General features: G+C 71.3%; 13 protein-coding genes. 5 read left to right on the forward strand and 8 right to left on the reverse strand.

Annotated elements, in window-relative coordinates:
• Window positions 1-30 precede the first annotated feature (30 nt).
• Together ABTW95_RS10480 and ABTW95_RS10485 are read right to left on the reverse strand one after the other, a co-directional pair.
• Window positions 31-459 (reverse strand): MarR family winged helix-turn-helix transcriptional regulator, encoded by a 429-nt coding sequence (locus tag ABTW95_RS10480; RefSeq protein ID WP_500226093.1) that lies wholly within the window; start codon window positions 457-459, stop codon window positions 31-33.
• A 61-nt stretch (window positions 460-520) separates the two neighbouring features.
• Window positions 521-1,684 carry a lactate 2-monooxygenase gene (locus ABTW95_RS10485; protein ID WP_396447055.1) on the reverse strand — a complete coding sequence of 388 codons (1,164 nt, stop codon included), beginning with the start codon at window positions 1,682-1,684 and terminating at the stop codon, window positions 521-523.
• A gap of 148 nt (window positions 1,685-1,832) precedes the next feature.
• Between ABTW95_RS10485 and ABTW95_RS10490 the strand changes: the two genes are divergently transcribed.
• Window positions 1,833-4,322, forward strand: a complete 2,490-nt coding sequence (locus ABTW95_RS10490; protein WP_500226095.1) for a DNA gyrase/topoisomerase IV subunit A — start codon at window positions 1,833-1,835, stop codon at window positions 4,320-4,322.
• Between the two features lie 158 nt (window positions 4,323-4,480).
• On the opposite strand, the gene ABTW95_RS10495 is transcribed toward ABTW95_RS10490, so the two are convergent.
• A complete protein-coding gene (locus ABTW95_RS10495; protein WP_500226097.1) occupies window positions 4,481-5,053 on the reverse strand; it encodes a dihydrofolate reductase family protein in 573 nt (190 codons plus the stop codon).
• A gap of 173 nt (window positions 5,054-5,226) precedes the next feature.
• On the opposite strand from ABTW95_RS10495, the gene ABTW95_RS10500 reads away from it, so the two are divergent.
• A complete protein-coding gene (locus tag ABTW95_RS10500; protein WP_500226099.1) occupies window positions 5,227-6,066 on the forward strand; it encodes an alpha/beta fold hydrolase in 840 nt (279 codons plus the stop codon).
• On the forward strand, window positions 6,059-6,622 hold the full coding sequence (locus ABTW95_RS10505; protein WP_500226100.1) for a TetR/AcrR family transcriptional regulator: 564 nt from the start codon (window positions 6,059-6,061) through the stop codon (window positions 6,620-6,622). Before ABTW95_RS10500 ends, ABTW95_RS10505 begins: the two co-directional genes overlap by 8 nt.
• Before the next feature lie 81 nt (window positions 6,623-6,703).
• Here ABTW95_RS10505 and ABTW95_RS10510 read toward each other — a convergent pair whose 3' ends face one another.
• The 5 genes from ABTW95_RS10510 to ABTW95_RS10530 all read right to left on the reverse strand — a co-directional run bounded on the left by ABTW95_RS10510 (window position 6,704) and on the right by ABTW95_RS10530 (window position 11,592).
• A complete protein-coding gene (locus tag ABTW95_RS10510) occupies window positions 6,704-7,045 on the reverse strand; it encodes a hypothetical protein (protein WP_396447051.1) in 342 nt (113 codons plus the stop codon).
• A gap of 74 nt (window positions 7,046-7,119) precedes the next feature.
• A complete protein-coding gene (locus tag ABTW95_RS10515) occupies window positions 7,120-7,764 on the reverse strand; it encodes a response regulator (RefSeq protein ID WP_500226102.1) in 645 nt (214 codons plus the stop codon).
• A gap of 11 nt (window positions 7,765-7,775) precedes the next feature.
• A complete protein-coding gene (locus ABTW95_RS10520; protein ID WP_500226104.1) occupies window positions 7,776-8,912 on the reverse strand; it encodes a sensor histidine kinase in 1,137 nt (378 codons plus the stop codon).
• Window positions 8,909-9,382 carry a hypothetical protein gene (locus ABTW95_RS10525; RefSeq protein ID WP_500226105.1) on the reverse strand — a complete coding sequence of 158 codons (474 nt, stop codon included), beginning with the start codon at window positions 9,380-9,382 and terminating at the stop codon, window positions 8,909-8,911. The genes ABTW95_RS10520 and ABTW95_RS10525 overlap by 4 nt, the downstream gene beginning before the upstream one ends.
• Window positions 9,383-9,501: 119 nt before the next feature.
• Window positions 9,502-11,592, reverse strand: coding sequence for a DNA gyrase/topoisomerase IV subunit B (locus ABTW95_RS10530; RefSeq protein WP_396447047.1), 2,091 nt, complete (start codon window positions 11,590-11,592; stop codon window positions 9,502-9,504).
• 213 nt (window positions 11,593-11,805) lie between these two features.
• Between ABTW95_RS10530 and ABTW95_RS10535 the strand changes: the two genes are divergently transcribed.
• Window positions 11,806-12,708 carry an ABC transporter ATP-binding protein gene (locus ABTW95_RS10535; RefSeq protein WP_396447046.1) on the forward strand — a complete coding sequence of 301 codons (903 nt, stop codon included), beginning with the start codon at window positions 11,806-11,808 and terminating at the stop codon, window positions 12,706-12,708.
• Window positions 12,705-13,778, forward strand: coding sequence for an ABC transporter permease (locus ABTW95_RS10540; protein ID WP_396447045.1), 1,074 nt, complete (start codon window positions 12,705-12,707; stop codon window positions 13,776-13,778). Before ABTW95_RS10535 ends, ABTW95_RS10540 begins: the two co-directional genes overlap by 4 nt.
• The last annotated feature ends 26 nt before the right edge of the window (window positions 13,779-13,804 follow it).

The raw sequence follows: 13,804 nt of genomic DNA on the forward strand, positions 1-13,804 counted from the left end.
CGTTCCCCTACCCCGAAAAGTAGTACGTACTCACGAACTATCCGCCAGGCGTCCCATGAGCCGGGCCGCGATCAGGAGGACGTCGCGCTCGGTCTCCGACAGGCCGGCCAGCGCGCCCGCGAGCCAGGCGTCGCGCTCCTGGACGTCGCGGCGGAGCGCCTCCGCTCCCCGCGGGGTGATGGTCAGCACGACCTGACGGCGGTCGTGCTCGGCGCGCGCCCTGGAGACGAGCCCCTCGGCCTCCAGTTCGGCGAAGACGCGCGTCAGGGACTGGGGCTTCTGGCCCTCCGCCCCGGCCAGCTCGCCGGGCGTGGCGGAGCCGTTCCGGTACAGGTGGCCGAGGACGACGAGCTTGTTGCCGCTCAGCGCGTCGGGCGAGCGGGCCGAGCGCATGCGGCGCGACACCCGCATGATCCCGGCGCGGATCTCCGCCACCGCCTCCATCGAAACGCCGTCCACAATGTTACGCTATCACTTACTAATTACGGGAGGCGGTCATGGCCGACGTCTGACGCGCCGCCTACCCGCGCACGAGAATGTCCGGAGTCAGCCCGTCCGGGGCCTTGATTCCGGACAGCGCCATGGTCAGCTCCAGTTCGGCCTGGAGGCAGCGCAGGACGTGCTGGACTCCCGCCTGACCGGCGAGCGCCAGCCCATAGGCGTACGGGCGCGCGACCAGGACGGCCTTGGCGCCCAGTGCGAGGGCCTTGGCGATGTCCGCTCCCGTCCGGATCCCGCTGTCGAACAGCACGGTCGCCTGGTCGTGGACCGCCTCGACCACCCCGGGCAGTGCGTCGAGGGAGGCGATGGCGCCGTCCACCTGGCGGCCGCCGTGGTTGGACACGATGACGGCGTCCATGCCGGCGTCCACGGCGTGGCGGGCGTCGTCGGGATGCTGGATGCCCTTGAGCGCGATGGGCCCGTCCCAGTGCTCCCGCAGGAAGATGAGGTCGTCCCAGGTGAGGCTGGGGTTTCCGAAGTTGGCGACCCAGTGCAGGAGCGCCATGTCCCGATTCTCGTCGGTGACGGGTCCGCCCACGGCCTTCTGGAAGACCGGGTCGCTGAAGTAGTTGGCGACACCGATACCGCGCAGGAAGGGCAGGTATGCCTGGTCCAGGTCGCGCGGGCGCCAGGCCATCGTGAACGTGTCCAGGGTGACGACCAGGGCCGTGTACCGCGCTGCCTTGGCGCGCTCAAGGAAGCTGACCGCGAGCTCCCTGTCCTTCGGCCAGTACAGCTGGTACCAGCGAGGCCCGTCGCCGTTCGCCTCGGCCACGTCCTCGATGGAGTACGAGGCCGCCGTGCTGAGCACCATCGGCACCCCCTCGGCCGCCGCCGCGCGCGCGACGGCCAGCTCGCCGTCCGGGTGGAGGATCGACAGGACGCCGATGGGGCCGAGCAGGACGGGCGACGGCATCGCTGTGCCCAGCACCTCGACCGACAGGTCCCGTTCGGCGACGTCCCGCAGCATGCGCGGCACGATCCGCCACCGGTCGAACGCCGCCCGGTTGGCCCGCGCGGTCGCCTCGCTGCCCGCCGACCCCGCCACGTACCCGAACGCCCGCGCCGACAGGGAGCGCTCCGCGAGGCCCTCCAGCCTGGTCAGGTCCGTCGGCAGCGACGGGACGACGTCGCCGAGGCCCTGGAGATAGATCGAGTTCTGGAAGTCGGCAAGCCCGCTCAAGGGAACCTCCACCTGGGTACGTCGGAACCGTCCGTCCACAATCTGCCAGGTCCGGCAAGGTGACGGAACGGCACCAATCCCCCGAGTTGGGCGCCACACCCGGTGGGGCGGGCGAAAGATGTCCCCGGGACCGGCCACAATGTGGGGCATGGCACGACGCGGATCCCAAGCCCCTCCACCTCCGCCGGACTTCGAGGAGAACATCGTCGACGTCGATGTCTCCGACGAGATGCGGGGGAGTTTCCTCGAATACGCCTACTCGGTCATCTACCAGCGGGCGCTTCCGGACGCGCGCGACGGCATGAAGCCCGTCCAGCGCCGGATCCTGTACTCGATGAACGAGATGGGGCTCCGGCCCGACCGCGGGCACGTCAAGTGCGCCCGCGTCGTCGGCGAGGTCATGGGCAAGCTGCACCCGCACGGCGACAGCGCCATCTACGACGCGATGGTGCGGATGGCGCAGCCGTGGGCGATGCGGATGCCGCTCGTGGACGGGCACGGCAACTTCGGCTCGCTCGGCGGCGACGACCTGCCCGCCGCCATGCGGTACACCGAGGCCCGCATGTCGCGCGAGGCGATGCTGATGGTCGAGTCGATCGACGAGGACACGGTCGACTTCCGCCCCAACTACGACGGGCAGGAGCAGGAGCCGGAGGTCCTGCCGGCGGCGTTCCCGAACCTGCTGGTCAACGGGGCGTCCGGCATCGCGGTCGGCATGGCCACGAACATGGCGCCGCACAACCTCGGCGAGGTCATCGCCGCGGCCCGGCACCTGATCGACCACCCCGACGCCACGCTCGACGACCTGATGCGCTTCGTGCCCGGCCCCGACCTGCCCACCGGCGGCAGGATCGTCGGCCTGGACGGCATCCGCGACGCCTACGAGCGCGGCCGGGGAACGTTCCGCACCCGGGCCACCGTCTCCATCGAGAACGTCACGCCGCGCCGCAAGGGCATCGTGGTCAGCGAACTGCCGTACGCCGTCGGGCCGGAGCGCGTCAAGGCCAAGATCAAGGAACTGGTCAACGCCAAGAAGATCCAGGGCATCTCCGACCTGAAGGACCTCACCGACCGCAACGTCGGCCTCCGCCTGGTCATCGAGATCAAGAACGGCTTCAACCCGGAGGCCGTCCTCGCCGACCTCTACCGGCTCACGCCGATGGAGGAGACGTTCGGCATCAACAACGTCGCCCTGGTCGACGGCCAGCCCCGCACCCTCGGTCTGCGCGACCTGCTGCAGGTGTACGTCGACCACCGCATCGAGGTCGTCCGCCGGCGCTCGATGTTCCGCCGCAAGAAGCGCGAGGACCGCCTCCACCTGGTGGACGGCCTCCTGGTCGCCCTCCTCAACATCGACGAGGTCATCCAGGTCATCCGGCAGAGCGACGACGCCGCCCAGGCCAAGCAGCGCCTCATGCAGATCTTCGAGCTGTCGGAGATCCAGGCGCAGTACATCCTGGACACCCCGCTCCGCCGCCTCACCCGGTACGACCGGCTCGAACTGGAGAAGGAGAAGGAGCAGCTCGCCAAGGAGATCGCCAAGCTGACCGCGATCCTGGAGTCGGAGCGCAAGCTCCGCGGCGTGGTGTCCAAGGAGCTGGGCGACGTCGCCAAGGAGTTCGACACCCCCCGGCGGACGGTCCTGCTGGAGTCCTCGGGCCAGACGACGGCGTCGGCCGTGCCGCTCGAGGTGGCGGACGACCCGTGCACGGTGCTGCTCTCTTCCACCGGCCTGATGGCCCGCACCCACGACGCGTCGCCCCTCCCGGACAGCGGCCCCCGCGCACAGCACGACGTGCTGACGTCGGTGGTGCCCGCGACGGCGCGCGGCCAGGTGGGCGCGGTGACGTCGCTGGGCCGGATGATCAGGATCGACGTCCTGGACCTGCCGACGCTGCCGCCGTCGGCGACGCCCCCGTCCCTGGCGGGCGGCGCACCCGTGGCCGAGTACGTCGACCTGGAACCGGACGAGACGGTCGTGGGCATCGCCGCCGTGGGCGAGGAGGGCGGCGGCCTGGCCCTCGGCACGGCCCACGGCGTGGTCAAGCGGGTGGTCCCCGACTTCCCGGCCAACCGCGACGAGTTCGAGGTCATCACCCTGAAGGAGGGCGACCGGGTCGTGGGCGCCGTCCAGCTGCTGTCCGACGACCAGCACCTGGTCTTCATCACGACCGACGCCCAGCTCCTGCACTACTCCGCGTCGCTCGTCCGCCCGCAGGGCCGGGCGGCGGGCGGCATGGCGGGCATCAAGCTGGGCGCCGGGGCGAGCGTCCTGTGGTTCGGCGCCCTGGAGCCTGACCGCGAGGCCCGCGTCATCACGGTCTCGGGTTCGTCCTCGGCGCTCCCGGGCACGCAGACGGGCGCGATCAAGGTGGCCGACTTCGCGGACTTCCCGTCCAAGGGCCGCGCGACGGGCGGCGTGCGCGCCCACCGCTTCCTGAAGGGCGAGGACGTCCTGCTGCAGGCGTGGGCGGCCCCGACCCCGCTCCGCGCGGCGGCCGCCAACGGCAAGCCGGCGATGCTGAACGCGACGCTGGGCCGCCGGGACGGCTCCGGCGAGAAGCTGGACAAGCCCATCGTCGCCATCAGCGGCCCGATAGGCCCCGCCCCCGAAGAAGACGAATCCCCCGAAGAATGACGCAAAGAGGCCCCGGCGCCCCCGGGGCCTCTTTCACATGCCCGGCCGGACCCGGGCGTTGAGATCCGCGTTGCACCGCGCGATCCGCTCCGCCGCCTCGACGACGTCGCAGACCGGACGGCAGGCGCCGTCACCGTCCGGCAGCGCGACGCAGGCCGTCAGCGGATGACGTCGAAGACGTTCTTCTGGATGCCGTTGGAATATGCCTCGTGCTCGACGAGCCTGAGCTGCTGGGCGTCCTTGTCAGTGGAGCTGAACAGGCGCTTGCCCGCGCCGAGCAGCAGCGGGAACACGAGCAGGTGGTACCGGTCGATCAGACCGGCGTCCGACAGGGCATGGTTCAGGGCCGCGCTGCCGTGGAGGATGATCGGGCCGCCCTCGGTCTCCTTCAGCGCGGCGACCTCGTCGAGCGAGCGCAGGATCGTGGTCTCGCCCCAGTCCGCGACCAGATCGTCATCGGCGAGGGTGGTGGAGACGACGTACTTCGGCATCGCCTTGTAGCCGGTGAACTCCTCCATGGCGGGCCACACGGGGCTGAACACCTCGTAGCTGACCCGGCCTAGGAGCAGCGCGGTGGCCTCCTCCTGTTCCCGGCCCTTGATCTCGTACGCCTCGGGGACGAACTCGATGTCCTTGAAGGTCCAGCCGCTGTTCCGGTAGCCGGGCTCGCCGCCCGGCGCCTCCATGACGCCGTCGAGCGAGATGAAGGCGGTGCTGATCAGAGTGCGCATCTTGGTCTCCCTGGTGTCTCGCGGTACGGTCACAGCCTGCCCTGGACAAGAATATTTGTCAAGAACGATTCGATTGTCGGAAGCTCGGCGGTCGCGCCGACGGTCGCGCACTTGACGAGGGCAGCTAATTCCATTAGCGTTCAGCTAACTTGATTAGCCAACGAGGGAGCATCATGACCGAGTTTCTGGCCGTCGACGGCGGCACCATCGCCTACGAGGTGGCGGGGGACGGCCCGCTGATCGTGCTCGCGCACGGGGTGGGCGACAGCCGCGAGGCCTACCGCGCCGTGATCCCGCACCTGGTCGATGCCGGTTACCGGGTCGCCGCGGTCGACCTGCGCGGCTGCGGCGAGTCCAGCGCCGACTGGCCGGAGTGGAGCCGCACCGCCATCGCGGGCGACCTGCTCGCCGTGATCCGCCACCTGGGCGGGCCCGCCGTGCTCGTCGGCCACTCGGTCTCCGGCGGCGCCGCCACCATCGCCGCGGCGAAGGAGCCCTCGCTCGTCACCGCCGTCGTCGAACTGGCGCCGTTCACCCGCAAGCAGTCGGTCAGCCTCGGCGGCCTCCTGAAGGTGCAGCGCTACCGGCGCGGCATGCTGCGGCTGCTCGGCGCGGCCGCGTTCGGCAGCCTGCCGCTCTGGCGGTCCTACCTCGACGTGGCCTACCCCGGCCGGAAGCCGGCCGACTGGGCCGAGCGGCTCGCCCTCATCGAGTCCCGGCTGCGCGAGCCCGGCCGGATGAAGGCCATGCAGGCCATGGGCAAGAGCGCCCCGACCGACGCCGGCGCGCAGCTCGGCAACGTCCGCTGCCCGGTCCTGGTCGTGATGGGCACGCAGGACCCCGACTGGGCCGACCCGCGCGCCGAGGGCGCCGCGGTCATCGGCGACCTGCCGTCCGGCCTCGGCCGCCTCGAGATGATCGACGGCGCCGGGCACTACCCGCACCACCAGTTCCCCGACCGGGTCGCCTCGCTCGTGCTCGACTTCCTCCACACGGACGCCGCCCGTGCCTAGGGCGGGCCTGGACGCGGCGGCGGTGGTCGCCGCCGGGGCCGCCCTCGCCGACGAGGTCGGCTTCGCCAACGTCACGATGGGCAAGCTGGCCGAGCGGCTGGGCGTGCGCACCCCGTCCCTCTACAAGCACGTGAAGGGCCAGGAAGACCTCAACCGGCGCATCGCGACCCTGGCGCTGGGCGAGACCGCCGAGGCCGTCGGCGACGCGGTCCAGGGCTACGCGGGGCGCGACGCCCTGGCGGCGGCGGCGCGCGCCTTCCGCGCCTTCGTCGTGGCCCACCCCGGCCGGTACGCCGCGACGATAGGGGTCGAACCGGAAGGACCGGACGATCCGCTGGCCACCGCGGGGCAGCGGCTGCTCCGCGCGTTCTCGGCCGTCCTGCGCGGCTACGAGATCAAGGAGGCCGATAGGAACCATGCCCTGCGCATGCTCCGCAGCCTCTTCCACGGCTTCGCCACGCTGGAGGCGGGGCACGGCTTTCAATGGAGCACCGACATCGACGAGAGCTTCGAGTGGCTCATCGACTTCGCCGACCGTGGCCTGCGCGGCCGGTGATCTCGGGGTGGCCGACCGCTTGGTCCTGGCACGGGGGTAATTACACCGCGGGATGACAGCGGTGGAATCACAGCGGGCTAGTTACGCCGGCGTGGTTTCGGCCTCGCGGGGGCGGGGCTGCAGGCCCTGCTCGGCGGCGGAGGCCAGGGCCTCCAGCAGGTCGGCCGGGCCGCCCGCGGCGTCGTCGTAGTGCCACGCGCGGATGATCTGCTCGCCTTCGGCGCCCGGGTTGAAGCGGCCCAGGGCGAAGCAGCCGGCCTTGGCCATGCGGACGATGACGCGGGAGCTCTCGTCCAGGTGCTCCACGTAGGCGGCCGCGTCGATGAGGCCGATCGCGGCGCGGACGTTGCGGGGGCCGGGACGGTCGATCCGCCATTGCGCGTACGGGCGCAGGTAGTCCGCGATCATGCAGGTTCTCAGCACGGTCCTCATCGTGGAGCCGCGAGGACACGCCAGTGCCCGGTTTGACCGACGCCTTGCCGGACGATGACCGATGATCAGCCGGTGAGGCCGTTCTTGTAGGCGTAGGTGACGGCCTGGGCCCGGTCGCGCAGGTTCGCCTTGGCGAACAGGTTGTTGATGTGCGTCTTCACGGTGGCCTCGGAGATGAACAGGTCCCGGGCGATCTCGGCGTTGGAGCGTCCCCGCGCGATGAGGGCGAGTACCTCCGCCTCACGGCGGGTGAGGCCGTCGGGCAGCCCGGCGCGGCGGGGGCGTTCGCCCGCGGCGACGGCCTCGACCAGGCGGAGCTGGACGGCCGGGTCGAGCTGGGACGCGCCGCCGCGGACGGCGGCGATGGCGCGGGCGATCTCGTCGGCGTCGGCGTCCTTGGTGAGGTAGCCGCGGGCCCCGGCGCGCAGGGCGGCGAAGATCGAGTCGTCGTCGGCGTAGGTGGTGAGGACGACGATCCCCACGTCCGGATGGGCCTCCTTGATGCGGCGGGTCGCCTCGACGCCGTCCATGCGCGGCATGCGCAGGTCCATCAGGACCACGTCGGGCTCCAGCTCGCCGACCATCGCGATCGCCTGCTCGCCGTCGCCGCAGGCGCCGGCGACCTCGATGCCGGGCAGCAGTTCGAGGAGGAGGACCAGGCCCTCGCGCACCACGGTCTGGTCGTCGACGACCAGGATTCTCGTCTTCACCGCGTCTCCCGTCACGCCGGCACCTGGAGGGACACCCGGAACCCCGCGCCGTCCGGTCCCGTGACCAGGGTTCCATCGATCAGCTCGGCGCGTTCCCGCATGCCGACGAGACCGTATCCGCCGCCGCTCACCTCGATGACCGACTCGGTGCCGCCGGTGTCGGTCACTTCCAGTTCCACCCGGTCGGGGAGGTAGCGCAAGGTGACCTGCGCGCGGGCGCCGGGTGCGTGCTTGCGGACGTTCGTGAGCGCTTCCTGAGCCGTGCGCACCACCGCCAGCCCCGCCTGGGGCGAGAGTTCGCGCGGGGCGCCCGTCACCTGCACGTCGCACGGGCGTCCTGTGCTGGCGTAGAACTCCTCGGCGAGCTCCGCCAGCGCCTCCCTGGGCTCCGGGATCTCCCCGCGGAGGGTGGCGAGGGCGCGCCTCGTCTCCTCCAGGCCGGAGCGGGCCAGGTTCCGCGCGCGCTCCACGCGGTCCAGGGCCTGGAGGCGGTCGCCGTCGCGGGAGAGCAGCAGCCTCGCGCCCTCCAGGTGGACGAGCTGCGCCGACAGGGAGTGGGCGAGGATGTCGTGGATCTCGCGGGCGATGTGCGAGCGTTCGGCGAGGACGGCGTTGGCCGCCTCGGCGCGGCGGGTGGCCTCCTGCGCGATGGCGCCCTGGCGGCTGGCGACGGCGCCGAGGGTGAGGCCGGCGAACGCCGACAGGAGGCCGAGGTCCGCCCCGCCCGGCCGGAGCGCCTCCCCCAGCGCGCCGACCGCCGCGATCGTCAGCACGCTGACCGCGACGCCCCACCGCAGCGGCAGCCGCATCAGCAGCACCCAGAGGCCCGCCATGCAGAAGAAGAACCCGCCGCCGGCATGCGGCGCGATCGCGTACAGCGCCATCCCCGCCGCCACGGCCAGCAGCAGCAGGACGATCCCGGGCCCCCGCCACGGCGAGCCCTTCTGCCGCCCGAGCACGATGCCCGCCCCAAGCAGCGCGAACATCACCGCGTTCAGGACGACCATGGCCAGGCCGACGCCGTGCAGCGCGGGGGCCGGGTCAGCGAGCAGCAGCCCCCGGACGTACGCGATGAGGCCCCACGCCACCAGCATGCCGACGATGAGCAGCCGGACGAACCGCTCCCGTCCCGTGTCCTCGCACTTCACGGTCCGACGTTAACCTGTGCGGCGCCGCGCGCCCGGCGGCCGACGACGAGGCCCTGCACGAGCAGCGTCACGGCGAGGAACAGCAGGACGCCGCCGGCGGCCGGTTTGATCCCCGCCGCGTACCCGGCGGCGACGAACGCCGCCCGGATCGCGATCGACACGAGCCAGGCCGCGAGCGTCCAGCCGGTGCCGCGCCGCCACAGCGTCCCGTCGCCCGCGCGCCACACCCGGATCGTGACCGCGCGCAGCACGCCGAGGCCGACGGCGGCGACGGCCTCCCCCGCCACCAGGGCGGCGCTCAGCGCGAGATGCCCGCGGTCGATCAGCCCGCCCTGCGCCAGGGCCACCACGGCGAGGACGAGCGGCACCGTGTACATCCGGCGTTCGTCGACGGAACACGTCCGCAGCTGCCGGTACAGGACGAGGGCCACCACAGCGACGGCGAGCAGAACGTTGTCGAGCGTGTTCATGCCCCGACGCTAGAAGCCGGCGGCCGTGCAGCGGATCGGCATGCGGCTGGACATCCCGCTCTCCACCCCCGGGTGGACGCCCTCCCGGCCCCGGCCCGAGGCGCCGGAGCCGCGGACGCTCAGGCGTCGATGCGCTCCACGTCGAGTTCGGTGGCGCCGGCGGTGATGAAGGCGCGGCGGGGGGCGACCTCGCTGCCCATCAGCAGCTCGAACACCTTCGCCGCCTCCTCGGCGTCCTCGATGCGGACGCGCCGCAGCACCCGGTGGCGCGGGTCGAGGGTGGTCTCCGCGAGCTGGTCGGCGTCCATCTCACCGAGGCCCTTGTAGCGCTGGATCGGCTCCTTCCACCGCTGGCCCTTGCGCTCCAGCTCGACGAGCCGTTTGCGCAGCTCGGCGTCGGAGTAGGTGTAGATGTACTTGTCCTGGCCCTTCTTCGGCTTGATCAGCTCGATGCGGTGCAGCGGCGGGACGGCGGAGTAGACCCGCCCGGCCTCCAGCATCGGGCGCATGTAGCGGTGGAAGAGGGTGAGCAGCAGGGTGCGGATGTGCGCGCCGTCGACATCGGCGTCGGCGAGGATCACCACGCGGCCGTAGCGGGCCGCCTCGACGTCGAACGTGCGGCCGGAGCCGGCGCCGATCACCTGGATGATCGCGGCGCACTCGGCGTTCTTGAGCACGTCCGCGACGGACGCCTTCTGCACGTTGAGGATCTTGCCGCGGATCGGCAGCAGCGCCTGGAACTCGGAGTTGCGGGCGAGCTTGGCGGTGCCGAGCGCCGAGTCGCCCTCGACGATGAACAGCTCGCTGCGGTCGTCGGTGGTGCGGCAGTCGACGAGCTTGGCCGGCAGCGCCGAGTTCTCCAGGGCGTTCTTTCGCCGCTGGTTGTCGCGCTGGGTGCGGGCCGCGATGCGGGTCTTGGCGGCGCCGACGACCTTCTCCAGGACGGCGCGGAGCGCCTGCTTCTGCCCGCGCGGCGGGTTCTCGAAGATCGCGCGCAGCTCCCGCATGACCACCTGGGACACGATGCGGGTGGCGGCGGACGTGCCGAGGACCTCCTTGGTCTGGCCCTCGAACTGCGGCTCGGGCAGCCGGACCGTCACCACCGCGGTGAGGCCCTCCAGGACGTCCTCCTTGATGACGTCCTCGTCGCCGTTCTTCAGCAGCTTCACCGCGCGGAGCTGCTCGTTCAGCACCTTGACCACCGCGCGGTCGAAGCCGCGCAGGTGGGTGCCGCCCTTCGGGGTGGCGATCACGTTGACGAACGACTTGGTGATCGTGTCGTAGCCGGTGCCCCAGCGCAGCGCGACGTCCACCTCCAGGTCGCGTTCGACGTCGGTCGGGGTCAGGTGGCCCTGGTCGTCGAGGACGGGGACGGTCTCGGTGAAGTGGCCGCGCCCCTGGATCCGCAGCACGTCGATGATCGGCGCGTCCTTGGCCAGGTAGGTGCAGAACTCGCTGATGCCGCCGTCGAACCGGAACGTCTCCTCGACGACCTCCTCGCCGCGCTCGTCGCGGACGTCGATGGTGAGGCCGGGGATGAGGAACGCGGTCTGCCGCATCCGGTCGAGGACGAGCTGCTGGTCGACCTCGGCGTCCTTCAGGAAGATCTGCGGGTCGGGCCAGAAGCGGACCCGCGTGCCGGTGACCTTCTTGGCGACCTTGCGCACCTTGCGCAGGCCCGACTTCTTCCTGAACCGGGCGTTCGGGCGCCCGTCGTCGGCGAACTCGCCGGGCAGGCCGCGCCGGAAGCTGATCGCGTGGGTGTGGCCGTCGCGGTCGACCTCGACGTCCAGCCGCGCGGACAGCGCGTTGACCACGGACGCCCCCACGCCGTGGAGCCCGCCGGACGCGGTGTAGGAGACGCCGCCGAACTTGCCGCCCGCGTGCAGCCGCGTCATGACCAGCTCGACGCCGGGCAGCCCGGTCTTCGGCTCCAGGTCGACGGGGATGCCGCGGCCGTTGTCGCCCACCTCGAAGGAACCGTCGGCGCGGAGCGTCACACTGATGTGGGTGCAGTAGCCGGCGAGGGCCTCGTCGACGCAGTTGTCGACGATCTCCCACAGGCAGTGGGCGAGGCCCCTGCTGTCGGTCGACCCGACGTACATGCCGGGCCGTTTCCGGACGGCCTCCAGCCCCTCCAGCACCGACAGGTGCCGGGCGGAGTAGCCGTGCGGGTCTTCGGTCGTCGGTTCGGCGGTCGCGGCGGTCAACGTGCGTGCGCTCCTCGGGGGTAGGACGGACGGCAGCAGGGTACCCCCGACCACCGACAATCCGCCGAAAGGCTCGCCGCCGCGGGCGTTCCGCGCGTCCGCGCGGCGGCCCGGGGACTCGTTCGCAGGACTACCCGGACCTCGACTTCTAGACCTTAACGTCCACCTTTAGGTGGGTGTGCGGGCTCTGCCGGACTGCTTAGGGTTCGTTGCATGGTGCAAACGATCGAGGTCTCGGGCCTCCGTAAACGCTACGGAGACGTCCAGGCCGTGGACGGGGTGACGTTCGAGGTCGAGGAGGGCGAGTTCTTCGGCATCCTCGGCCCGAACGGCGCGGGCAAGACGACGACGCTGGAGATCATCGAAGGGCTGCGGCAGGCCGACGCGGGCGACGTCGCGGTGCTGGGGGCCTCCCCGTGGCCGCGCAACCCGAAGCTGCTGCCCAGGATCGGCGTCCAGCTCCAGGCTTCGTCGTTCTTCGAGCGGCTGACCACCCGCGAGCAGCTGCAGACGTTCGGCTCCCTCTACGGCGTCCCCGCCAAGAAGGCCGACGCGATGATGGAGCTGGTCGGGCTGGGCGACAAGGCCGACGTCCGGGTGGAGAAGCTGTCCGGCGGCCAGGCGCAGCGCCTGTCCATCGCGTGCGCGCTCGTGCACGACCCGGAGCTCGTGTTCCTGGACGAGCCGACCGCCGCGCTCGACCCGCAGGCCCGCCGCAATCTCTGGGACCTGCTGCGGCAGATCAGCACGGAGGGCCGCACGGTCGTGCTGACCACGCACTACATGGACGAGGCGGAGATCCTCTGCGACCGCGTCGCCATCATGGACTCGGGCAGGATCCTGCGGCTCGGCCCGCCGGCGGTGCTGGTGCGGGGCCTGGACGCGCCGGCCAGGATCAGCGTCGCGAGCGGCGTGCTGGACGTGACGGACGCGCGGCTGCTGCCCGGCGCGGACGAGGCCGCCGACGACGGCGTCTCGCTGACCATCACCACCCGCGACCCGTCGGCCGTGGTCGCGGCGATGGCGGCCAAGGACGCCCTCGACGGCGTGCAGATCCGCGGCGCGACCCTGGAGGACGTCTTCCTCGAGCTCACCGGACGGGAGTACAGGGCGTGAGCACGTTCGAGAGCTTCAAGAGCCTGTCCAGGGCCATGTACCTGGGCTTCAAGCGGGACCGGACCGCGCTGTTCTTCACCATCCTGTTCCCCCTGATGTTCCTGCTGATCTTCGGCGGGATCTTCGGGCACCAGACGACGTCCAAGGTGAAGGTGCTGCAGATCGGCAAGGCACCGGTCCTGGAGCAGGCCGTCGCGCAGGGCGGCGAGGAGGTCGGCAAGGTCATGAAGGTGACCAGGACGTCCGACCGCGCCGCCGCCCTGCGCAAGGTCGAGAAGGGCGACGCGGACGCGGCCGTCGAGCAGCGCGGCAACCAGCTGGTCGTCCACTACTCCGCCGCCGACCAGGTCAAGTCGGGGACGGTGCGGGGGCTGATGGACTCCATCGTGCAGTCGGCGAACCAGGCGGCCACCGGCAAGCCGCCCGCCTACACGATGTCCGCCCAGCAGGTGGAGGACGACTCGCTCAAGGCCATCCAGTTCTTCACCCCCAGCCTGCTGGGCTGGGCGCTGGCGTCGGCCGGCGTCTTCGGGGCCTCCCAGACGCTGGTGACGTGGCGGACCAAGGGCATCTTGCGGCGGCTCCAGCTCTCCCCCGCCCCGATACCCACCGTGTTCGCGGCGCGGGTCGCGGTCAGCCTCGCCATCGCGCTCGTGCAGTTCGTGCTGTTCGTGGTCGTGGCCCAGCTCCCGATGTTCGGGTTGCAGCTGAGCGGCGCCTGGTGGATGGCCATACCGATGGTGATCGCGGGCGTGCTCGCCTTCCTCGCCATCGGGATGCTGATCGGCGCGTGGGCCAAGACGCAGGAGACCGCTCAGGCGGTGACGCAGCTCATCGTCCTGCCGATGGCGTTCCTGGGCGGCTCCTTCTTCCCCTTGGACGCGGCACCGGGCTGGATGAAGACGCTGTCCTACATCTTCCCGCTTCGGTATCTGAACGAGGGGATGCTCAACGTGATGGGACGCGGTCTCGGCCCTATGTCCGCGGTGCCGCAAATCGGCATCCTGTTGGGCGTCGCGTTGGTCGGCGCGCTCATCGCCGTGCGCCTGTTCCGGTGGGAGGCCGCCTAATGTGACCTCGGTCACTTATTGGGCCA

The sequence above is a fragment of the Spirillospora sp. NPDC127506 genome (genome assembly GCF_040302145.1).
Classification (GTDB): Bacteria; Actinomycetota; Actinomycetes; order Streptosporangiales; family Streptosporangiaceae; genus Spirillospora.

Coding starts and splice junctions, on each gene's coding strand:
- ABTW95_RS10500 (WP_500226099.1), top strand. CDS start 5,227: ATGACCGAGTTTCTGGCCGTCGACGGCGGCACCATCGCCTACGAGGTG.
- ABTW95_RS10495 (WP_500226097.1), bottom strand. CDS start 5,053: ATGCGCACTCTGATCAGCACCGCCTTCATCTCGCTCGACGGCGTCATG.
- ABTW95_RS10525 (WP_500226105.1), bottom strand. CDS start 9,382: ATGAACACGCTCGACAACGTTCTGCTCGCCGTCGCTGTGGTGGCCCTC.
- ABTW95_RS10535 (WP_396447046.1), top strand. CDS start 11,806: ATGGTGCAAACGATCGAGGTCTCGGGCCTCCGTAAACGCTACGGAGAC.
- ABTW95_RS10490 (WP_500226095.1), top strand. CDS start 1,833: ATGGCACGACGCGGATCCCAAGCCCCTCCACCTCCGCCGGACTTCGAG.